This is a genomic window from Kitasatospora sp. NPDC002227, from assembly GCF_040296285.1.
GTDB lineage: Bacteria > Actinomycetota > Actinomycetes > Streptomycetales > Streptomycetaceae > Kitasatospora.
This window is the reverse complement of the sequence record NZ_JBEOWY010000021.1, coordinates 60,537-81,813: the sequence shown is the minus strand read 5'-3', so window position 1 is coordinate 81,813 and position 21,277 is coordinate 60,537. Positions and strand designations below refer to the sequence as shown.

The 21,277-nt window shown below is 71.3% G+C and carries 19 protein-coding genes and 2 tRNA genes; 15 read left to right on the top strand and 6 right to left on the bottom strand.

Translation table 11 applies throughout. The annotated features are described in order from the left end of the window. Positions 1 to 111 precede the first annotated feature (111 nt). Both ABT095_RS20240 and ABT095_RS20235 read left to right on the top strand, forming a co-directional pair. Complete coding sequence (locus tag ABT095_RS20240) at positions 112 to 714, top strand: biotin transporter BioY (RefSeq protein WP_350530855.1); 603 nt, start codon at positions 112 to 114, stop codon at positions 712 to 714. A 43-nt stretch (positions 715 to 757) separates the two neighbouring features. After that, the gene (locus ABT095_RS20235) at positions 758 to 1,243 is read left to right on the top strand and encodes a ribose-5-phosphate isomerase (RefSeq protein ID WP_350530817.1); all 486 of its coding nucleotides are present in this window, start codon (positions 758 to 760) and stop codon (positions 1,241 to 1,243) included. A gap of 62 nt (positions 1,244 to 1,305) precedes the next feature. Here the strand turns inward: ABT095_RS20235 and ABT095_RS20230 are convergent, their stop codons facing one another. Then, positions 1,306 to 2,565, bottom strand: coding sequence for a GNAT family N-acetyltransferase (locus ABT095_RS20230; RefSeq protein ID WP_350530816.1), 1,260 nt, complete (start codon positions 2,563 to 2,565; stop codon positions 1,306 to 1,308). A gap of 130 nt (positions 2,566 to 2,695) precedes the next feature. Here ABT095_RS20230 and ABT095_RS20225 point away from each other — a divergent pair, with 130 nt between their 5' ends. Further along, positions 2,696 to 3,928 (top strand): PP2C family protein-serine/threonine phosphatase, encoded by a 1,233-nt coding sequence (locus ABT095_RS20225; RefSeq protein WP_350530815.1) that lies wholly within the window; start codon positions 2,696 to 2,698, stop codon positions 3,926 to 3,928. A 456-nt stretch (positions 3,929 to 4,384) separates the two neighbouring features. Then, on the top strand, positions 4,385 to 4,579 hold the full coding sequence (locus tag ABT095_RS20220; RefSeq protein ID WP_350530814.1) for a hypothetical protein: 195 nt from the start codon (positions 4,385 to 4,387) through the stop codon (positions 4,577 to 4,579). A gap of 1 nt (position 4,580) precedes the next feature. Here the strand turns inward: ABT095_RS20220 and ABT095_RS20215 are convergent, their stop codons facing one another. Both ABT095_RS20215 and ABT095_RS20210 read right to left on the bottom strand, forming a co-directional pair. Then, entirely contained in the window at positions 4,581 to 5,348 is a 768-nt protein-coding gene (locus ABT095_RS20215; RefSeq protein ID WP_350530813.1) for a DUF6348 family protein, read from the bottom strand. Positions 5,349 to 5,488: 140 nt separating this feature from the next. Next, positions 5,489 to 5,559, bottom strand: a tRNA-Gly gene (locus ABT095_RS20210). A gap of 142 nt (positions 5,560 to 5,701) precedes the next feature. Here ABT095_RS20210 and ABT095_RS20205 point away from each other — a divergent pair. From ABT095_RS20205 to clpX, 5 genes are all read left to right on the top strand, one after another. Next, positions 5,702 to 5,775 (top strand) — tRNA-Pro (locus tag ABT095_RS20205). Positions 5,776 to 6,036: 261 nt separating this feature from the next. After that, positions 6,037 to 7,419 carry a trigger factor gene (gene tig / locus ABT095_RS20200; protein ID WP_350530812.1) on the top strand — a complete coding sequence of 461 codons (1,383 nt, stop codon included), beginning with the start codon at positions 6,037 to 6,039 and terminating at the stop codon, positions 7,417 to 7,419. A 266-nt stretch (positions 7,420 to 7,685) separates the two neighbouring features. Continuing rightward, a complete protein-coding gene (locus tag ABT095_RS20195) occupies positions 7,686 to 8,303 on the top strand; it encodes an ATP-dependent Clp protease proteolytic subunit (protein WP_350530854.1) in 618 nt (205 codons plus the stop codon). 60 nt (positions 8,304 to 8,363) lie between these two features. Next, on the top strand, positions 8,364 to 9,020 hold the full coding sequence (locus ABT095_RS20190; RefSeq protein ID WP_350530811.1) for an ATP-dependent Clp protease proteolytic subunit: 657 nt from the start codon (positions 8,364 to 8,366) through the stop codon (positions 9,018 to 9,020). Between the two features lie 300 nt (positions 9,021 to 9,320). Then, positions 9,321 to 10,610 (top strand): ATP-dependent Clp protease ATP-binding subunit ClpX, encoded by a 1,290-nt coding sequence (gene clpX / locus ABT095_RS20185; RefSeq protein WP_350530810.1) that lies wholly within the window; start codon positions 9,321 to 9,323, stop codon positions 10,608 to 10,610. A gap of 49 nt (positions 10,611 to 10,659) precedes the next feature. Here the strand turns inward: clpX and ABT095_RS20180 are convergent, their stop codons facing one another. Beyond that, complete coding sequence (locus ABT095_RS20180) at positions 10,660 to 11,496, bottom strand: hypothetical protein (RefSeq protein ID WP_350530809.1); 837 nt, start codon at positions 11,494 to 11,496, stop codon at positions 10,660 to 10,662. Between the two features lie 122 nt (positions 11,497 to 11,618). Between ABT095_RS20180 and ABT095_RS20175 the strand changes: the two genes are divergently transcribed. The 3 genes from ABT095_RS20175 (at position 11,619) to ABT095_RS20165 (ending at position 16,182) form a co-directional block, all read left to right on the top strand. Next, a complete protein-coding gene (locus ABT095_RS20175) occupies positions 11,619 to 14,228 on the top strand; it encodes a valine--tRNA ligase (protein ID WP_350530853.1) in 2,610 nt (869 codons plus the stop codon). Positions 14,229 to 14,434: 206 nt separating this feature from the next. Further along, on the top strand, positions 14,435 to 15,481 hold the full coding sequence (locus tag ABT095_RS20170) for a rod shape-determining protein (protein ID WP_350530808.1): 1,047 nt from the start codon (positions 14,435 to 14,437) through the stop codon (positions 15,479 to 15,481). Positions 15,482 to 15,648: 167 nt separating this feature from the next. Continuing rightward, complete coding sequence (locus tag ABT095_RS20165) at positions 15,649 to 16,182, top strand: hypothetical protein (protein WP_350530807.1); 534 nt, start codon at positions 15,649 to 15,651, stop codon at positions 16,180 to 16,182. A 124-nt stretch (positions 16,183 to 16,306) separates the two neighbouring features. Here ABT095_RS20165 and wecB read toward each other — a convergent pair whose 3' ends face one another. Beyond that, positions 16,307 to 17,443: a non-hydrolyzing UDP-N-acetylglucosamine 2-epimerase gene (gene wecB / locus ABT095_RS20160; protein WP_350530806.1), complete on the bottom strand. Its 1,137-nt coding sequence runs from the start codon at positions 17,441 to 17,443 to the stop codon at positions 16,307 to 16,309. A 13-nt stretch (positions 17,444 to 17,456) separates the two neighbouring features. Next, on the bottom strand, positions 17,457 to 18,869 hold the full coding sequence (locus ABT095_RS20155; protein ID WP_350530805.1) for an XrtP-associated glycosyltransferase: 1,413 nt from the start codon (positions 18,867 to 18,869) through the stop codon (positions 17,457 to 17,459). A 191-nt stretch (positions 18,870 to 19,060) separates the two neighbouring features. Between ABT095_RS20155 and folC the strand changes: the two genes are divergently transcribed. The 3 genes from folC to ndk all read left to right on the top strand — a co-directional run bounded on the left by folC (position 19,061) and on the right by ndk (position 21,273). Next, positions 19,061 to 20,422, top strand: a complete 1,362-nt coding sequence (gene folC / locus ABT095_RS20150) for a bifunctional tetrahydrofolate synthase/dihydrofolate synthase (protein ID WP_350530852.1) — start codon at positions 19,061 to 19,063, stop codon at positions 20,420 to 20,422. Between the two features lie 2 nt (positions 20,423 to 20,424). Further along, positions 20,425 to 20,760 carry a DUF4233 domain-containing protein gene (locus ABT095_RS20145; protein ID WP_350530804.1) on the top strand — a complete coding sequence of 112 codons (336 nt, stop codon included), beginning with the start codon at positions 20,425 to 20,427 and terminating at the stop codon, positions 20,758 to 20,760. A gap of 99 nt (positions 20,761 to 20,859) precedes the next feature. Further along, the gene (ndk, locus tag ABT095_RS20140; protein WP_350530803.1) at positions 20,860 to 21,273 is read left to right on the top strand and encodes a nucleoside-diphosphate kinase; all 414 of its coding nucleotides are present in this window, start codon (positions 20,860 to 20,862) and stop codon (positions 21,271 to 21,273) included. Positions 21,274 to 21,277 lie beyond the last annotated feature (4 nt).

Sequence of the window (21,277 nt, the reverse complement as noted above, 5' to 3'; positions counted from 1 at the left end):
CGGTTCCGACAAGTTCGGACCCTGACGCTTTGTCGGGGACGACGCCGTGCGGGTGCGACCTGCCGCGTAGGTTCGCAGGTGTCCACCCTCGTCGATCTTGGAGCCCGCCTGATGGCCACCGTCACCGCCGCACCCGCCACCACCCCCGTCCTCGCCGACCTGCTGCCGAAGGCCGCCACCCGGCTCGGCGCCCAGGCCCGTGAGCTGGCGCTGGTCGGCGGCGGCGCGGCGCTCACCGGCCTGGCCGCCCAGCTCTCGGTGAACGTGCCCGGCTCCCCGGTGCCCGTCACCGGCCAGACCTTCGCCGCCCTGCTGGTCGGCACCGCGCTCGGCGCCCGCCGGGGCATCGCCTCCCTCGGCCTCTACCTGCTGGCCGGCGCGGCCGGACTGCCGTGGTTCGCCGGGGCGAGCTCCGGCTGGGCGATGGCCAGCTTCGGGTACGTGATCGGCTTCGTGCTCGCCGCCGGGCTCACCGGCGCACTCGCCCGCCGCGGCGCCGACCGCGGCCCGCTGCGCACCGGCCTGGCGATGGTGCTCGGCAACCTGGCGATCTACGCCGTCGGAGTGCCGTACCTGGCGCTGGCCCTGCACGTCCCGCTCGCCCGCGCCGCCGAACTCGGCCTCTACCCCTACCTGGTGGGCGACGCGATCAAGGCCGCGCTGGCCGTCGGCGCCCTCCCGCTGACCTGGAAGCTGCTGGGCCGCCGCGGCTGAGCCGGTCACCCGTCAGCTGCACGCGCATGCCACACTCATACGCATGCGCGTGTACCTGGGTTCCGACCATGCCGGATATGACCTCAAGAACCACCTCGTCCAGTGGCTGAAGGAGGCCGGCCACGAGCCGGTCGACTGCGGGCCGCACATCTACGACGCCGAGGACGACTACCCGCCGTTCTGCCTGCGGGCCGCCGAGCGCACCGCCGCCGACCCGGAGGCGCTGGGCATCGTGATCGGTGGTTCGGGCAACGGTGAGGCGATCGCCGCCAACAAGGTCAAGGGTGTGCGGGCCGCGCTGGCCTGGAGCGAGCAGACCGCTGCGCTCGGCCGCGAGCACAACAACGCCAACGTGATCAGCATCGGCGGCCGGATGCACACGGAGGAGGAGTCGACCAAGTTCGTCGAGGTCTTCCTCAACACCCCGTACAGCGGCGCCGAGCGCCACACCCGCCGGATCGAGATGCTCAGCGAGTACGAGACCACGGGCGAGCTGCCCCCGATCCCGGCCCACCACCCCCAGGGCTGACATTTTCGCTCAGTTGTAGCTGCACCATCCGGGGGCGCCCCGCGCCCCCGGTGGTTGCTCACTCAGAAACCGTGCGGCAGCCAAGGGGCCAGGTCAGAGCCGAAGGCGCGCGAAGCCTCCGCGAGCGCCCCCGGCCGTAGCTCGGTCACCCGCCCCGCGCCCGCGAGCGCCGCGAGCGAGACGCCGCCCAGGTAGGCCGCGCCCAACTCCCGGACGGAGAGCGCCAGGTCGGCCGCATCCTCGGTCCGTTCACAGCTGACGGCCTTGCCGGGGCCGGCGCACCGCAGCCGCCACCGCCCGGCGTTCCACGGGCAGAACTCGTCGGCCACCTCGAACACCACCGACACCGGCGCCAGGTAACCCCGCCCGGCCAGCGCCGCCCCGACCTCCACCAGCCGGACGAACAGCGCGTCGCCCAGCGTCGGCCGCACCCGCCGCACATCGCTCAGCAGGTGCAGCACCGGATCGTCCACCGGCCGGCTGTAGAGCGTGACGGTGTCCACCAGGTCCAGCTCCAGCAGGTACGCCCAGAGCCGGGCGTACACCTGCGGGGTGAGCGCCTGGACGTCCCGGACCTTCGCCTCGCCGCCCGGGACGTCCCCCTCCCAGCTGGTCCGCACCGCGTACCGCGCGTACCCGAGCGGGCGCCCGGTCGCGGCGTCCTCGGCGAGCACGCACTGCAGCGGGGAGAAGCCGTCGCGCGAGCCCGGCGCATCGGTGACCCCCAGGCGCTCCCAGCCCGGGCGGCGCTCCAGCATGCCGGGACGCAGCGGGACCAGGGCCGCATACACCTCCTCGCAGGCCGGGACGGCCGCCGCCGGGTCGACCAGGCGCAGCCGGACGCCCGGGCCGGGGGAGTGGGGGAGGGTGACCCGGCGGCTGGGCACCGAGAGGGCGGCCCGCCAAGTCGCCTGCCCGTAGCCGAACCGGCCGTAGATCACCGGTTCGGAGGCGCCGAGGACGGCGAGCGCCTCGCCCCGGGCGCGGACGTCGTCGAGCTGGTGGCGCATCAGCGCGGTGAGCAGCCCGCGGCGGCGGTGCGTGGGCAGCACCCCGACCATGGTGACCCCGGCCGCGGGGAGCACCGCGCCGCCCGGTACGGACAGCCGGAAGCTGAACGCCCCGGCGCAGCCGACGACCTCCGAACCGTCGCGGACGGCCAGCGAACGGTCGAACTCCGTCAGCCCCCGCCACAGCGCGCGCTCCTCCGGCGGCTCCTCCTGGCCGCCGAAGGCCGTCTCCAGGCAGCGGTACCACTCGTCCCAGTCCTCGGGACGCAGCGGTTGGACGGTATGAGGGCCGAAGGGCAGGTCAGCAGTCATGTGTCACAGCTATCACCTGTTTGTGTCGTGCGCGACCGATTTGCCCGCCTCCGGCAGATCGGCCCAAACGGTGGCCGACACTGACCGCCCCGTCGACGCCGGGGTACGCCGGTGGATAAGGTCGGACCCCATGGCTGGCAGCACGCCGGGCACTGCGCCCCAGACGACTGCGAAGGGCTCCCCCGCGACCGCGGCTCCGGAGCCCTGGACGGCCCGGTGGCGCGCGCGGCTCTACCGGGCCCGACGAAGGCTGCGCCGCACCGGGGTGGACTACTTCCGGGGCGACGCCTCGGACTGGCTGGCCTTCGCCGTCTTCCTGGCCGCCGTGCCGCTGCTGGTGATGCTCAACGTCTGGATCCCCGCCTGGGTCCCGCCCACCGCCCTGGTGCTGCCGATCCTCGCGGGTTCGCTGCTGCTGCGGCCGGGCACCCTGGTGCTGCTGTACGCGGCCGCCGCGATGGGCCTGTCCACCGAGTCGCTGATCCACACCGGCGAGCGGGTCGCCAGCAGCAGCCCCGACACCTATGTCTTCGGCGTGACACCCGGTGCCGCCCTGGTGGTCGGTGCGGTCGGGGTCGCCGGGCTGCTGCTCGCGCAGTTCCGCAGCCGGGTCGGGGTGCCCTGGCGGGGCGGCGGCTCGATGCTCTTCGACCTGCGCGAGCGGCTGCGGGTGCAGAGCATGGTGCCCGAACTGCCCGCGGGCTGGCACGCCGACATGGCGCTGCGCCCGGCCGGCGGGCAGTCCTTCTCCGGCGACTTCGTGGTGGCCGCCCGCACCGGCCCGGGGCGGCGGGTGCTCGAGGTGGTGCTGGCCGACGTCTCCGGCAAGGGCATGGACGCCGGCTCGCGCGCCCTGCTGCTCTCCGGCGCCTTCGGCGGCCTGCTCGGCTCGCTGCCGGCGCACGAGTTCCTGCCCGCCGCCAACGGCTACCTGCTCCGGCAGGACTGGGAGGAGGGCTTCGCCACCGCCGTCCACCTGGTGCTCGACCTGGACAGCGGCGAGTACGAGCTGCTCTCCGCCGGGCACCTGCCGGGCATGCAGCGGCTCTCGGGCGCCGGGCACTGGGAGGTCAAGGAGTCGGTCGAGGGGCCGCTGCTCGGGATCTACGACGGCGCGAAGTTCGAGGGCGTACGCGGGCGCCTGAACCGGGGCGACGTGCTGCTGCTGTGCACCGACGGGATGGTCGAGGTGCCGGGGCGGGATCTCACCGAGGGCATGGACCGGCTGATGGGGGAGGCCGACCGGCTGGTGGCCGCCGCTCAGCTGGCGGCGGGTGGCCGGGGTGCGGCGGTACGGCTGATCGAGACGGTGGCCAAGGACGTCAACGACGACCGCGCGGTGCTGCTGCTGTGGCGGCAGTGAGCCGAGGGGTGGCGGGGGTGAACGGGGTGTGACCGGTGCACGTCGGGTGAGCGGGCGGTGTCAAGTCCGTGCGGTGATCTTCGGCCAAACCTGACCCGGGCCCGGGCGAGTGGATCTACGTACCCGGAGCGCACCGCCGTCATGGGCCCTGAGCTGCCTGGATGCCCCCGGTCGACGGTCCGTCAGGGGCCGTCCGCTATCGTCTCGGTCGGCGGAAATTCGTCTCACATCGCAGGATCTTCGAGCCGGGGTTCCGGCAAGTGCTTTACGCAGTCCGCACGAACGACCACACTGAGTCCGGGCGGGGCTGGACGGTTCTTCGGGGGGCATGGGGGCACCGGGTCGACTTCCGCCCGGGACGGTCCGCGCCGCAGGGCGCGGGGGCGTCGCCGCGGGGCCTCACACGGAGGTCCCGTAACGCAGCCTCGCTACGAAGAAATAGGGAAGTGAACTCGGGTGGCCTTCTCCGTCTCCGCGCTGTTCCTGTTCGGTGTCATCGTCGTCATCTTCATCCGGAACAAGCAGATGAAGCTGAGCCACGCGATCCTCGCCGCGCTCTTCGGCTTCATGGTCAGCCAGTCCACGGCGGCCAAGCCCATCCAGGACTTCCTCAGCCAGCTCGCGAAGACCATCTCCTCCGTCGCGAGCTGAGTCAGCGCTCCGCTCGGCGGGCCCGCCACCAGCGCCCGAGCGCACCACGCCCGGCTGCCCGGGCGGGCAGCGGCACGGCTGTGGTCGGTACCTCCGGCACGGGCTCGGGAGCCCGGTCGCGGGCCAGCAGGACGAACAGCCGGGCCCAGCAGAGGCGCTCGCCGCGCGGCCACGGCAGGGCGCGCAGCGCGGCCGAGGCGGCCTCGGCCACCTCGCCGTTGACCCGCACCTCCGCCACGTCCTCACCCGTCCGGCCGCCGAGGAAGAGCTTCACGCCGTTGATCTCGGGGCCGGTCAGTTCCGGCCCCAGTGCCGCGGCGAGATCCGGCAGCACCTGGTGGTCGGCGAGCCAGCCGGCCAGCCGTTCGCTGCCGAAGCCGAAGACGGCCGCCGGGCCCTGCACCGCGTGCCACCCGGGCAGCGCCTCGGGCCGGTAGTGGTCCCCGTGCGCCCCGCGCCGCTCGGTGAGCTCCACCACGGCCGAGGCGGTGGTGGTGGCCCACATCCGCACCGCGCTGTCGAGCTTCTCCTCCTCGGTCTTGCCGAGGCCGGCCGTGCAGTCCCAGACCACCGGCCCGTCGGCCCGGCCGAGCTCCAGCACGTAGCCGAGATCGACGTGCCCGCCGTCCCCCGGGTGCTCCCGGACGGCCACCGCCGTGCTGCCGGGGCCCCGGACCAGCTCGCCCTCGACGTGGAACTCCTGCCCGTAGCGCGCCATCTCGCGGACCACGCTGCGCTGAATCACGGCCAGCCGCTCCTGCGGACGCACCGGCAACTCCTTGGTCGAACACCTGTTGTCTGACTCGAACGGGCAGAGCGTAGCCAATGCTGAGGGGTGCTCAGAACGCCCGCGACGGAGCCGGATACGACTTCGGCCCCAGGTCGGTGACCTGGGGCCGAAGGCTGCTGAGCGGGTGACGAGAATCGAACTCGCGTGACCAGTTTGGAAGACTGGGGCTCTACCATTGAGCTACACCCGCAACGCACCGCACGGCAGCTGCCGCGAGGACGGGAACAGCGTACCTGGTCGGGCCGGTTGCGCGCACACCACTTGGCGCGGAGACCCCCCGATAATGACGCCGGGTGAGGGTAGGGCTACGTGTACGCTTCTGCTCGGCACCACGGGGTGTGGCGCAGTTTGGTAGCGCGTCCGCTTTGGGAGCGGAAGGCCGTCGGTTCGAATCCGGTCACCCCGACTTTTCGACAGGGCCCCGTCCGGCGGACGGGGCCCTGCCTGTTCATCTCGTGGTACCGGTAGGATGGGCCGCTGGCGGTGGTCCCTGCGCATGCGCGCAGGTCAGCCGCCCGAGGGCGAGGAGTCAAGCTCACCGTCCACCCCGTACGGGAGATGCAGCTCCTTTCTGCCCATCGCCCGTCTCGCCCGTCCGTACCGGCCACCAGGCCGGGCCGGTGCCGGGCGCAGACATCCAGACCGCAAGCCCCTAGGAGACCCAACCGTGAAGAGCGCCGTCGAGACTCTGAACCCCACTCGGGTTCGACTCACCGTCGAGGTGCCCTTCGAGGAGCTCAAGCCCAGCCTCGACGCGGCGTACAAGAAGATCAACCAGCAGGTTTCCATCCCCGGCTTCCGCAAGGGCAAGATTCCCGCCAAGGTGATCGACCAGCGCTTCGGCCGTGCCGCGGTGCTGGAGGAGACCGTCAACGACGCTCTTCCGCGCTTCTACACGCAGGCCGTCGACGAGGGCAAGATCGAGGTCCTCGGACAGCCGGACATCACCGACATCAAGGGCGTCGAGGACCTGGACGCCAACGGCCTGACCTTCGTCGCCGAGGTGGACGTCCGCCCCGAGATCACCCTGCCGGACTTCTCCACCATCGAGGTCGTCGTCGACCCGATCGTGGTCGAGGACGCCGACGTCGAGAAGTCCCTGGAGCAGCTGCGCGAGCGCTTCTCCTCGGTCAAGGACGTCGAGCGCGCCGCCGCCGAGGGCGACGTCGTCGTGATCGACCTGGAGGCCAAGGTCGACGGTGAGGTGCCGGAGGACGGCACCGCCACCGGCGTGAGCTACGAGATCGGCTCCGGCCGCCTGCTGGACGGCATCGACGAGGCCGTCGTCGGCCTCGCCGCCGGTGAGTCCAAGACCTTCACCACCGAGCTCAAGGGCGGCTCGCAGGCCGGCCAGAGCTCCGAGGTCACCGTCACCGTGACCACCGTCCAGGAGAAGGAGCTCCCGTCCCTGGACGACGAGTTCGCCCAGCTGGCGAGCGAGTTCGACACCCTGGACGAGCTGAAGGACGACTCCCGCAAGCGCCTGGAGCGCATGCGTGAGTTCGACCAGGCCACCCAGGCCCAGGAGCGGGTCCTCGACGAGCTGCTGAAGCTCATCGAGATGGAGTACCCGGAGAAGCTCCTCAAGGACGAGATCCAGACCCGTCGCCACAACCTCGAGCACCACCAGCTCGAGCCGATGGGCCTGACCCTCGACACCTACCTCAAGTCCCAGGACAAGTCCCTCGAGGACTTCGAGGCGGAGACCGAGGAGCAGGCGAAGAAGGGCATCAAGACCCAGTTCGTCCTGGACGAGATCGTGGCGAAGGAGGAGATCGGTGTCGACCAGCAGGAGCTGACCGAGCACCTGATCCGTCGCGCCGCCGGCTCCGGCATGACCCCGGACCAGTTCGCCCAGCAGGTCGTCGAGGGTGGCCAGGTGCCGCTGCTCGTCGGCGAGGTCGCCCGCGGCAAGGCGCTGGCCACCGTGGTCGAGGCCGCCAAGGTCACCGACACCAACGGCGAGCCGGTCTCGTTCGAGGACGACGAGGACGAGGCCGAGGCCGAGGGCACCGAGGTCGAGGCTGCCGCCGAGACCACCGAGGCCTGATCCAGGTAACGCTCCAGCAGGCGGGCCCGGCACCCCTTTCGGGGGTGCCGGGCCCGCCTGTTCGCGTCCGTGCGGACCCTGCGCTCACAGCGAACAGCTCTGCGTGGGGGATTCAGCGGCCCGGCCTGCGCGTTAGGGTCCATAGACAGCGATACTGCGCCTCCTGTAGCGATGAGGGCGGCGTGGTCCCACCGAAGCATTGACGGCTGCCCGGCGGCCTTCAATTCGATTGAGCAGGTGCCTAAGTGACGTTCCCGCAGATGCAGATGCCTGGCCTGATGGCGCCGCACGCCGCCGCTGGTGACGTGCTCGGCGGCCTGGGCGACCAGGTCTACAACCGGCTGCTCAACGAGCGCATCATCTTCCTCGGCCAGCAGGTCGACGACGACATCGCCAACAAGATCACCGCTCAGCTGCTGCTCCTGGCCGCCGACCCGGACAAGGACATCTACCTCTACATCAACTCCCCCGGCGGCTCGATCACCGCGGGCATGGCGATCTACGACACCATGCAGTACATCAAGAACGACGTGGTGACGATCGCGATGGGCATGGCGGCCTCGATGGGCCAGTTCCTGCTCACCGCCGGCGCCAAGGGCAAGCGCTTCTCGCTTCCGAACGCCAACATCCTGATGCACCAGCCCTCCGCGGGCCTCGGCGGCTCCGCCACGGACATCCGGATCCAGGCCGAGCAGCTGCTGCGCACCAAGAAGCGGATGTCCGAGCTGATCGCCCAGCACAGCGGCCAGTCCTTCGAGCGGGTCACCGCCGACTCCGACCGTGACCGCTGGTTCACGCCGGAGGAGGCCAAGGAGTACGGCCTGATCGACTCGATCATGCACAGCGCCGCGGACGTCCCCGGCGGTGGCGGCACCGGCGCCTGACGGCCGCCGCGCAGCTCAGAGACTTGACCTGACCGTACGCTTCGGAGGACAGAACACCCCATGAACACCCCCCAGTCGCCCCGCGGCGAGTTCTACGGCGCCCGCGCCGAGGGCCGGTACATCGTCCCGCGCTTCGTCGAGCGCACCTCGCAGGGCGTCCGCGAGTACGACCCGTACGCCAAGCTGTTCGAGGAGCGCATCATCTTCCTCGGCTCGCAGGTGGACGATGTCTCGGCGAACGACATCATGGCCCAGCTGATGTGCCTGGAGTCGATGGACCCGGACCGTGACATCTCGCTCTACATCAACTCCCCGGGCGGTTCCTTCACCGCGCTGACGGCGATCTACGACACCATGCAGTTCGTGAAGCCCGACATCCAGACGGTCTGCATGGGCCAGGCGGCCTCCGCCGCCGCCGTGCTGCTCGCGGCCGGCACCCCCGGCAAGCGGATGGCGCTGCCGAACGCCCGGATCCTGATCCACCAGCCGTACACCGAGACCGGCCGCGGCCAGGTCTCCGACCTGGAGATCCAGGCCAAGGAGATCTTCCGGATGCGCGAGCAGCTGGAGGAGATGCTCTCCAAGCACTCCAACAAGGACGTCGCCACCGTCCGCGAGGACATCGAGCGCGACAAGATCCTCACCGCCGAGGAGGCGCTGGAGTACGGCCTGATCGATCAGATCATCTCGACCCGCAAGACGTCGCTGACCGACTGACGGCGTGCTGCAAGGGGGCGGGGCGGGGCGTACGTCACTCCCCGCCCCGTTCCGGTCGGGCGCTCGGCCCGGCACAATTCAGTGGTGGGCCGGTACCGCGCACTGCGGTGCCGAACCCCGCGCGGCGGCATCTGTTCGGTATCAATTCGCCCAGGGCGTACGGCAGACCTGCCGAAGACGGCGGATTCACCGGCTCGGCAGAGTACCGTCGAATAGCGAGACCGGCTGGCTGACTGCGGCCCGGCTCACAGCACCAGGCCCCGGACCCCCGCGGGGCCCCTGGCGAAGGGGAAGCACCTCGTGGCACGCATCGGAGACGGTGGCGACCTGCTCAAGTGCTCGTTCTGCGGCAAGTCGCAGAAGCAGGTGAAGAAGCTGATCGCCGGGCCTGGCGTGTACATCTGTGACGAGTGCATCGATCTCTGCAACGAGATCATCGAGGAGGAGCTCGCCGAGACCTCCGAGGTCCGGTTCGAGGAGCTCCCGAAGCCCCGCGAGATCTACGAGTTCCTCGACCAGTACGTGGTCGGGCAGGACTTGGCGAAGAAGTCGCTCTCGGTCGCGGTCTACAACCACTACAAGCGCGTCCAGGCGGGCGAGGCCGGCCGCAGCGGCGGCAACGGCCGCGAGGACGCCATCGAGCTGGCGAAGTCCAACATCCTGCTGCTCGGCCCGACCGGCTCCGGCAAGACGCTGCTCGCGCAGACCCTGGCCCGGATGCTGAACGTGCCGTTCGCGATCGCCGACGCCACCGCCCTCACCGAGGCCGGCTACGTGGGCGAGGACGTCGAGAACATCCTGCTCAAGCTCATCCAGGCGGCCGACTACGACGTCAAGAAGGCCGAGACCGGGATCATCTACATCGACGAGATCGACAAGGTGGCCCGCAAGAGCGAGAACCCGTCGATCACCCGGGACGTCTCGGGCGAGGGCGTGCAGCAGGCGCTGCTGAAGATCCTGGAGGGCACCACCGCCTCGGTGCCGCCGCAGGGGGGCCGTAAGCACCCCCACCAGGAGTTCATCCAGATCGACACCACCAACGTGCTCTTCATCGTCGGCGGCGCCTTCGCCGGCCTGGAGCGGATCATCGAGGGCCGCGCGGGTGCCAAGGGCATCGGCTTCGGCGCCAACATCCGCTCGAAGCGCGAGATCGACTCGAGCGACCACTTCCGCCAGGTCATGCCGGAGGACTTGGTCAAGTTCGGCATGATCCCCGAGTTCATCGGCCGTCTGCCGGTGATCACCAGCGTGCACAACCTCGACCGCGAGGCGCTGCTGCAGATCCTCACCGAGCCGAAGAACGCGCTGGTCAAGCAGTACCGCAAGCTCTTCGAACTCGACGGCGTGGAGCTGGAGTTCACCCGGGACGCGCTGGAGGCCATCGCGGACCAGGCGATCCTGCGCGGCACCGGTGCCCGAGGCCTGCGGGCGATCATGGAGGAGGTGCTGATGTCCGTGATGTACGAGGTGCCCTCGCGCCAGGACGTCGCCCGCGTGGTCGTCACCGGTGACGTGGTCTCCAAGCACGCCATCCCGACCCTCGTCCCGCGCGACATGATCAAGCGCGAGCGCCGGGAGAAGAGCGCGTAAGTCCGACGGAGAAGGGGCGGCCCGCTTCGGCGGGCCGCCCCTTCCTGCGTTACAGCGGAACTTCGGCGGTGCGGCGCAGCTCGCGGGCATCGGCGGCGAGCGCGCTGACGTCGAGGGTCTTGCCCATCTCCGTGACCGTCACAACGGTGCTGTTGTCCGCCCAGGTGCAGGCGCCCAGCTGGACTGCTCCGTTCGGGACGATGGCGCATTTCATGGTGCCGCCGAGCGGCCCCGGGGCCTCGCTCTGCGACACGACGGGGGTCGTCGCCGAGGAGGTGAAACCCTTGAAGAAGGCGTCCACGTGCCGACCGGGGTCGACGGAGGTGCTGCCGTAGCTGCCCGCGACCATGATGATCTGGCTCATGTCGGGGGAGCTGTAGAGCGCGCTGACCGTCGCGGTCGAGGTCCAGCCACCGCCGTCCTTGCCGTAGTTGTCGGACACGCTGCTGTTGAGCCGGCCCGCCGTGGGGCTGCTGTCGTTCCGCTGCAGGCCCTTGAACTCGTTCGGAAGCACCACCTTGTGCTTCGGTCCGGCGAGCGGGGCTCCGCCCTTGCTGGTGAGCGCGTACACCCCGAGGCCGCCGCCGACCAGCACCAGGGCCCCGACGACCAGCCCGATCACCAGGCCGGCGCGGTTCTTGGGCGCGGGCTGGGGCGGCGGGTAGCCGCCGGGCGCGCCGTACGGCTGCTGCGGGTAGCCGTAGGCGGGGGCCTGCTGCGGGTAGCCGTAGGCCGGGGGCTGCTGCTGCCCGTACGGCTGCTGGGGCTGTCCGTACGGCTGCTGTCCGTACGGAGGCGGGGTCGGCTGCTGGCCGTACCCCGGCTGCGGCGCGCCGGGGTGCGGCGGCTGTCCGTAGGGCTGCTGTGGCTGTGGTTGGCCGTACATCGGCGTCTCTCCCCCGGGTCGGTCACTGTCCGCACCCGAATCAAGATCGCTCAGGCACCGGGGCACGCTACCGTAAACTGTGCGTCGTGACCGACACCACGAACCAGCGCCCCGAGCAGCCCGTGCTCCCCGGGGACGAAGCAGCCACCCTCCCTACGACCTACGCGCCGGCCGACGTAGAGGGCGAGCTGTACCAGCGCTGGGTAGACCGCGGTTACTTCACGGCCGACGCGAAGAGCGAGAAGCCGCCGTACACCATCGTCATCCCCCCGCCGAACGTGACCGGTGCCCTGCACCTGGGCCACGCCTTCCAGCACACCCTGATGGACGCCCTGACGCGCCGTAAGCGCATGCAGGGCTACGAGACGCTCTGGCTGCCCGGCATGGACCACGCCGGCATCGCCACCCAGAACAAGGTGGAGCAGCAGCTCGCCGAATCCGGCCTCTCCCGCCACGACATCGGCCGCGAGGCCTTCGTCGAGAAGGTCTGGGAGTGGAAGGAGAACTACGGCGGCAAGATCCTCGGCCAGATGAAGCGCCTGGGTGACGGCGTGGACTGGTCGCGCGAGCGCTTCACCATGGACGAGGGCCTGTCCAAGGCCGTCCAGACCATCTTCAAGAAGCTCTTCGACGACGGCCTGATCTACCGCGCCGAGCGCATCATCAACTGGTGCCCGCGCTGCCTCACCGCGCTCTCGGACATCGAGGTCGAGCACGAGGACAGCCCCGGCGAGCTGGTCTCGATCCGCTACGGGGACGGTGACGATTCGATCGTGGTCGCGACCACCCGCGCCGAGACCCTGCTCGGTGACACCGCGATCGCCGTCCACCCGGAGGACGAGCGCTACGCGCACCTGGTCGGGAAGACCATCGCGCTGCCGCTGACGGACCGTCGCATCCCGGTCGTGGCCGACGCCCACGTGGACCCGGAGTTCGGCACCGGCGCCGTCAAGGTGACCCCGGCGCACGACCCGAACGACTTCGCCATCGGCCAGCGCCACAACCTGCCGAACCTCAGCGTGATGGACGAGCACGGTGTCATCACCGCGCACGGCCCCTTCCTGGGCCTGGACCGCCTGGAGGCCCGTGCCGCCGTGGTCGGCACCCTGCGCGAGCAGGGCCGGATCGTCGCCGAGAAGCGCCCCTACATGCACGCCGTGGGCCACTGCTCGCGCTGCCACACCATCGTCGAGCCGCGGCTCTCGCTGCAGTGGTGGGTCAAGGTCGAGCCGCTGGCCCAGGCCGCCGGCGACGCCGTCCGCGACGGCCGGGTGCAGATCCACCCGAAGGAGATGGAGCGCCGCTACTTCGACTGGGTCGACAACATGTACGACTGGTGCATCTCGCGCCAGCTGTGGTGGGGTCACCGCATCCCGGTCTGGTACGGCCCCGACGGCGAGGTCGTCTGCGTCGGCCCCGACGAGCAGCCGCCCGCCGGTGAGGGCTGGCACCAGGACCCCGACGTCCTGGACACCTGGTTCTCCTCCGGCCTGTGGCCCTTCTCGACCCTGGGCTGGCCCGAGCAGACGCCGGACCTGGAGAAGTTCTACGCCACCGACGTGCTGCTCACCGGCCACGACATCATCTTCTTCTGGGTCGCCCGGATGATGATGTTCGGCCTGTACGCGATGGACGGCCAGGCGCCGTTCCACACCATCGCGCTCACCGGTCTCGTCCGTGACGAGTTCGGCAAGAAGATGTCCAAGTCCAACCCGAACGCCGTCGACCCGCTGGACTGGATGGACGCCTACGGCGCCGACGCCGTCCGCTTCACCCTGGCCGGCGGCGCCAACCCCGGCGCGGACGTGCCGATCGGCGAGGACTGGGTCAAGGGCTCGCGCAACTTCTGCAACAAGATCTGGAACGCGACCCGCTTCGCGCTGATGAACGGCGCCACCGTCGAGGGCCCGCTGCCCGCGCCGGAGGAGATGACGGCGGTCGACCGCTGGATTCTCTCCCGCCTGCAGGCCGTCACGGCCGAGGTGGACGCGCTCTACGAGGACTACCAGTTCGCCAAGCTCTCGGACGCGCTGTTCCACTTCGCCTGGGACGAGGTCTTCGACTGGTACGTCGAGCTCTCCAAGACCACCCTGGCCAAGGGCGGCCCGCAGGCCGACGCCGCGCGCCGGGTGCTCGGCGAGGTGCTCGACGTGACGCTGCGCCTGCTGCACCCGGTCGTCCCCTTCGTCACCGAGGCGCTCTGGACGACGCTCACCGGCGCCGAGTCGCTGGTGATCGCCGAGTGGCCGAAGGCCGACCCCACCCGCCGGGACGAGGCCGCCGAGGCCGAGATCGCCACCCTGCAGCAGGTCGTCACCGAAGTCCGCCGGTTCCGCTCGGACCAGGGCCTCAAGCCCGGCCAGAAGGTGCCCGCCACCCTCACGCTGGACGGTACTCAGCTTGCCGCCCACGAGGACGCGATCCGCTCGCTGCTGCGGCTGACCGCGCCCGAGGAGGGCTTCTCGGCCACCGCCTCGCTGCCGGTGGCCGGGGCCACCGTGGCACTGGACCTCTCCGGCACCATCGACGTCGCCGCCGAGCGCAAGCGCCTGGCGAAGGACCTCGCGGCCGCCGAGAAGGAGAAGGCGCAGTGCGCCGGCAAGCTCGGCAACGAGGGCTTCCTGGCCAAGGCCCCGGACGACGTGGTGGCGAAGATCAAGGCCCGCCAGGAGACCGCCGAGGCCGACATCGCCCGCATCACCGCCCAGCTGGCGGCGCTGCCCGCGAGCTAGTCGCCGCGCGTACCGCAGGGGTATCCGGACGTCGTCCGGGTGCCCCTGCGGCGTTTTTCCAGGGTCCAAAGTCCTGCTTCGTCAGGGACCTTCGGGCCGAGCGCTATTCGGCAGGTAATCGCCCGTTCCTGATAGGCCGTTCGGCCGAAATTCCTGACGTACCCTTGGCCCTCTGCGGACGTGCACGAAGAGAAAAGGGCGGGCCAATGGCGAGTACGCAAGCAAGGCGCGGTCAGGACATTGGCATCGATCTCGGAACGGCCAACACCCTGGTCTACCTCCGCGGCAAGGGGATCGTGCTCAACGAGCCTTCCGTGGTCGCGATGGACCGGCGCACCGGCGAGGTGCTCAGCGTCGGCGCCGAGGCCAAGCGCACCCTCGGCCGCACCCCTGGCGACATCGTGGCCGGCCGGCCCCTGCAGGACGGTGTGATCGCCGACTTCGAGGGCACCCGGCACCTGCTCCGCCACCTGCTGGCCAAGGTCACCGGCCGGCCGGGCCGTTTCTTCGGTGCCAAGCCCCGGGTCGTGGTCTGCGTGCCGAGCGGTATCACGGGCGTCGAGCGACGGGCCGTCATCGAGGCCGTGAGCAGCGCCGGAGCCCGCTCGGTGCACCTGATCGAGGAGCCGATGGCGGCCGCGATCGGGGCCGGGCTGCCGGTGCAGGAGCCGACCGGCTCGATGGTGGTGGACATCGGCGGCGGCACGACCGAGGTGGCGGTGCTGTCGCTCGGCGGGATCGTCGCCGCCCAGTCGATCCGCTGCGCGGGGGACCGGCTGGACGCCGCGGTGATCCGCCAGGTGAAGAAGGACCACGGCCTGCTGATCGGCGAGCGCACCGCCGAGGACGTCAAGCTGGTGATCGGCTCGGCCGAGCCGGGCTCCTTCGGCCCGGAGGAGCCCGCGGAGGTCGAGGTCCGGGGCCGGGACGCCGTCGAGGGCCTGCCCCGGACGGCCGTGGTGACGGCGGAGCAGATCCGCGCGGCCCTGGACGAGCCGGTGGCCGAGATCGTCGCGGCGGTGAAGCTGACCCTGGACGAGGTGCCGCCCGAGCTCTCCGGCGACGTGATGGGCCAGGGCATCGTGCTCACCGGCGGCGGCGCGCTGCTGCGCGGCCTGGACCGGCGCCTGGCCCGGGAGACCGGGCTGCCGGTGCGGGTCGCGGAGAATCCGCTGGACTGTGTGGCCGTCGGGTCGGGGAGTTGCGTCGAGGAGGTCGAGGCGCTTCGGCGGGTGTTCGCGGTGAGCGCGTAGGGGGCGGATTCCGTTTCGGCCGACGGGAATTGACGGCGAAACCCCGGGGGCTTTCCGGTTATTGCGGCGGGTGGTAATTGTCGCGGCCAGTTGTGTTGCGTGCGCGAGTTCACCAGAACTTGCAGTTCCACTGTGTACGGTGAGCAGAAGTTCTGCAGCGGTGGCGCATGACGGGAGGGCACGGCGTGGTGATGACCGTGGAGTTGGCCGACGAACTGCCCGCGGCCGAGGTCGAGGCGGCGAAGGCGCGGGCGGCCACGCTGCTGCTGGCCTTCCGGCACGGCAACCAACTCGCCTTCGACCGGCAGCTGGACGAGCTCTTCGAGCGGCACGTCGAGCGTGAGGTGACGACGCTGCTGGTCTGGATCGCCGCGGAGTCCGTCCGCAAGGCGTACGCGCCCGAGGTGGGGGACCGGGTGCTGCGGGTGATGGCCCAGCGGGCGCCGTCCGACACCTCGGCCGTCGCGGTGGACGAGGAGGCGGCGGACGTCGCCCGGCTGGTGGAGGCGGTGGGGCAGGGCGACGTCGCCCTGGTCCGGGGGCTCGTTGCGGCGACCCCGGACACCACGTACCTGCTGGGCGGGCTGTTGCAGGCGGTGGCGATGATGCTCCCGCTCCTCCCGGAGGGGGAGGCGGAGGAGATCACGGCCGAACTGCGGCGGCGGCACTGCTCCCGGATCCCCGAAGCCAGGCACTCGTAGGGGGCCCTTCGGGCAGGGCGCGCGGTTGCACTACCCAGGGGCGCGAGGAACTGCGCGCGGCGGGAGGGTGCGGGCCGTGCACGGTTGGCAGCGCAGTTCCCCGCGCCCCTGGGGTGGTTGCCACTTAAGCGGCTGCCTGAAAGGGACCGGCCAGTTCGGTGGTCAGGCGGGCGATGCGGGCGGAGGCGAGGCCGTCGCCGTACGGGCTCGGGGTGGTGGCGAGGCAGGCGAGGCGGGCGGGGGTGTCGGCCAGCCATTCCGCGGCGAGGCGGCCGAGTTCGGGGCCGGGCTCGACCAGGGTGGCGAAGCCGGCGGCGACGGCCTCGGGGCGTTCGGTGGAGCGCCGGACCACGAGCAGTGGGCGGCCGAGCACGGTGCACTCCTCCTGCACCCCGCCGGAGTCGGAGACGAGCAGCGCGGCGTGCCGGGCCAGGCCCAGGAACTCGGCGTACCCGACGGGCTCGGTCACCCGCAGCCCGGCGAGCAGCGGGGTGAGCCCGAAGCGCTCGACGGCGGCCCGGGTGCGGGGGTGCATGGGGAAGAGCACCGGGCGGCCCAGCGCGGCGAGTTCGGCGAGCACGGCGCCGAGCGCCTCCGCGGTGTCGGTGTTCTCGGGGCGGTGCACGGTGGCGAGCACGTACTCGTCGGGCCGCAGGCCGTACCGGGCCAGCAGGGCCGCACGCTCGGCAGCGGACGGCAGGCCGGCGCGGACCACCTCGACCACGGTGTTGCCGGTGAGGGCCACCCGCTCGGCGGGGACGGCTTCGGCGCGCAGGTTGGCCAGGTTGTCCTCGGTGGCGGCGCAGAGCAGGTCGGCGATGTGGTCGACCATGACCCGGTTGTGCTCCTCGGGCATCGCCCGGTCGTGGCTGCGCAGCCCGGCCTCGACGTGCACCAGCGGGATGCCCCGGGCGTTGGCGGCCAGCGCGCCGGCCAGGGTGGCGTTGGTGTCGCCCTGGACGACGACGGCGCCCGGGCGCTCGGCGGCGAAGGCGGCGTCCAGCTGGTCGAGCGAGGCGGCGATCTGCCCGGCGCGCGGGCGGCCGCCCACTCCGGTGAGCAACTCGGGCTCGGGCAGGTCGAGTTCGCGCAGGAAGCGGCCGGACATCGCCTCGTCCCAGTGCTGGCCGGTGTGCACCAGGCGGGCGGCGGGCCCGAGTTCGTGGATCAGCGGGGCGAGCTTGACCAGCTCGGGGCGGGTGCCGAGGACGACGGCGATCCGGGGCGAGCCGGTGCGGCGGGGGAGGTGGTGCACGGTCATCTCGGGTCTCCGATCAGGCTTCGAGGGCGGTGGGCGCGCCGGCGGTGGTGGTCTCGGCGTTGCGGCGGGTCTTGGCCCAGCCGTTGCGGCCGAGCAGGATGCGCAGCGCGGCCCGGGTGGCCACGAGGAAGAGGTGGTAGGTGAAGAGCCAGAAGAGCAGGCCCCAGAGCAGCCCGGTCAGCCACCGGCGGTCCGGCGTCACCAGCCGCCGGTAGGTCAGGCCCCAGAGCATCAGGGGCGTGGCGGCGACCACGAAGGCCAGCAGCATCCACGGCCCGAACCGCTCCTCGAAGCCGGCCGCGTCCGAGGGGTAGAAGACCCGGGTGGCGAAGGAGATACCGATCGAGACGGGCGTGAGCAGCACCAGCGCCACGGCGGCCAGCGGCTGGAGGAAGGTGTAGAACACCTCGGCCTTGCCGCTCGCGGTGTACTCCTTCGAGCGCAGCACCCGCCCGGTGTACCGCAGGCACTGCAGGTTGCCCTGGGCCCAGCGGGTGCGCTGGGTGAGGAAGCGCCGGGCGGAGACCAGGCCCTCCTGGGAGACGCTGGTCTCGTGCACGTGGGTCAGCCGCCAGCCGGCCAGCCGCAGCTCGAGGCCGGATTCGTAGTCCTCCAGCAGGGCCCGCTCGGGCCAGGGGGAGCCGTGGCCGCCGGTGAGCGAGTCGAGCGCGGAGAGCCGGACGAACTGGCCGTTGCCGCCCAGGCCCACCGAGCCGGTGCGGCGGCGCAGCAGCTGCATTCCGGCGTTGCCGGCCTGGAACTCGATGTCCTGCATCCGCACCAGCGCGCGGGCGAAGGCGTTGGCCAGGCGGCCGCGCTCCGGCAGCGGCTGCCGCGCGTCGGCGTTCCGCATCCGGACGCCGATCTGCACCGCGCCGGTGTCGGGGCGGCCCATCGCCCGGTCGTTGGCGACCTGCGCGAGCGCGTCGGCGGCGAGCTGCCCGTCGGCGTCGATCACGCCGAGCACCACCCGGCCGCGGTCGGTGCCGGGCGGCAGCCAGGCGGAGATCTCCCGGTACGCGGCGTTGAGCGCGGCGCCCTTGCCGATCCGGGCCTCGGGGCGGCGGCGCTGCACCAGGTGGATGCCGCCCTCCCGCTCGGCGGCGGCCAGCACCAGGGTGCGGGTGGCGTCCTCGCTGTCGTCGTCCACCACCCACAGGTGGGCCTGCGGGCAGGCGGCGCGCAGCCGGGCCAGGGTCTGCTCGACCACGGCCTCCTCGTCCCGGCAGGGGATGACCAGGTGCCAGTGGAAGGAGGCGGGGTCGCCCGGGGTGGCGGGCCGGTTGCGGCGGAAGGCGTGCGCGGAGCCCGCCCAGTAGAGCAGGAAGCGGCCGAAGACGAAGAGCATGTAGGCCAGCAGCAGGAGCGAGAGGGTGTGTGCCACCAGGAGGACGGCAGCCTCATGGGCCTGGAAGAAGCTTCGCAACAGTGACCCCCGTGGGTAGAAAGCCTTGGATACTTAGGCACAACGTCACTGTTCGCCTGCGAATGAAAGACTATATGATCAACTTGGGGAAGTCTTTACCAAGTGGGGGAGGTCACCGCGCCGTCGGGGTGCCCGGGGCCCGTCCGTAGACTGGGCGCGTGAGTGACAAGGCCGAGCAGAACCCGTACACCATGCGCCCCGCCGAGCAGGCCGAAGGCGCCGATCCGCTGCGCGAGGTGGAGTTCGCGCTCTCGCAGCGCTGGCCCGAGAACAAGCTGGAGCCCTCGCTGGTCCGGATCGAGGCGCTGCTCGACATCCTGGGCGAGCCGCAGCGGGCCTATCCGGCCATCCACATCACCGGCACCAACGGCAAGACCTCCACGGCGCGGATGGTCGAGCAGCTGCTCAACACCTTCGAGCTGCGCACCGGCCGGTACACCAGCCCGCACGTCGAGTCGGTGACCGAGCGGATCAGCCTGGACGGTGCCCCGATCAGCGCCGAGCGCTTCGTCGAGACCTACCGGGACATCGAGCCCTACCTCGCGATGGTGGACGAGCAGCAGCCCGTCGCACTGTCCTTCTTCGAGGTGCTCACCGCGATGGCGTACGCCGCCTTCGCCGAGGCCCCGGTGGACGTCGCGGTGGTCGAGGTCGGCATGGGCGGCTCCTGGGACGCCACCAACGTGATCGACGCGCCGGTCTCGGTGATCACCCCGATCTCGCTGGACCACACCGACAAGCTGGGCAACACCACCGGCGAGATCGCCGTGGAGAAGTCCGGCATCATCAAGCCGGGCGCCGTCGCGGTGGTGGCCCAGCAGCCGCTGGACGCCGCGCAGACCATCCTGCGCCGCGCCGTCGAGGTGGACGCCACGGTGGCCCGCGAGGGCATGGAGTTCGGTGTCCGGCACCGCGAGATCGCCATCGGCGGGCAGCTGGTGACGCTGCGCGGGCTGAGCGGCGAGGACTACGAGGACATCTTCCTGCCGCTGCACGGCGAGCACCAGGCGCAGAACGCGGCCGTGGCGCTGGCCGCCGTCGAGGCCTTCTTCGGGGTCGGCGGCGCGCGCGGCGGCAAGCTCGACATCGACAAGGTCCGCCAGGCCTTCTCGGGCGTCAGCTCCCCGGGCCGCCTGGAGGTCGTCCGGCGCAGCCCCACCATCCTGCTCGACGCCGCGCACAACCCGGGCGGCGCGCAGGCCACGGTGGCCGCGCTGACCGAGTCCTTCGGCTTCACCAAGCTGGTCGGCGTGATCGGCACCAGCGGCGACAAGGACGTCTCCGGCTTCCTCGAGGCCTTCGAGCCGGTGCTCGCCGAGGTGGTCATCACCCAGAACTCCACCCACCGCCGGATGCCGGTGGACGAGCTGGCCGCCGTCGCCGTGGAGATCTTCGGCGAGGACCGCGTGCAGGTCGAGCCCCGCCTCGACGAGGCGATCGACGCCGCCGTCACGCTGGCCGAGGAGGGCGGTGACCTGGGCGGCTGCGGCGTGCTCGTCACCGGCTCGGTCATCACCGTCGGCGAGGCCCGCCTGCTGCTCGGGAGGAACTGACCGTGCGTACCCTCTGCTCCTCGACGCTGATCGGCGAAGTCCTGCTGGTGCTGTTCGCCGCGCTGGTGGCGATGCGCTCGACCGACGTCTCCACCGGTGCGATCTGGGCCGTCAGCGGAGTCGCCATGGTGCTGTGCGTCCTGCTGTGCGGCATGCTCAGCCGTCCGGGCGCGGTGGCGATCGGCTGGGCGCTGCAGCTCGGCCTGATCGCCAGCGGTTTCATCCTGCCGACGATGTTCGGACTTGGTGCGGTGTTCGCCGGTCTGTGGTGGTGCTCGGTGCACTACGGCCGCAAGATCGACACGATCAAGGCCGAGCGGGCCGCCCAGGCGGCCTGACCAGGGCCCAGGGGTATGCGGCCCGGCCTGCTCACGCAAGGTAATGTTTCGGGCAAGGCCGCATACACCATGCCGAACCGAATCCCCAGGAGCCGCACCGTGTCCCAGCGCACTCTCGTCCTGCTCAAGCCCGACGCCGTCAAGCGCGGCCTGGCCGGCGAGATCATCAGCCGGATCGAGCGCAAGGCGGGCTGGCAGCTCGCGGCGGTCGAGCTGCGCACGTTCGACCGCGCCACGCTGGAGCAGCACTACGAGGAGCACGTCGGCCGCCCGTTCTACGAGCCGCTGCTCGAGTTCATGACCTCCGGCCCGTCGATCGCCCTGATCGTCGAGGGTGAGAACGTCGTCCCCGGCATCCGCGCGCTGGCCGGCGCCACCGACCCGCTGCAGGCGGGCCCGGGCACCATCCGCGGCGACTTCGCGACCATCACCCGCGAGAACCTGATCCACGCCTCCGACTCCGAGGCCTCGGCCGAGCGCGAGATCAAGATCTTCTTCCCCGCGCACGCCTGATCGC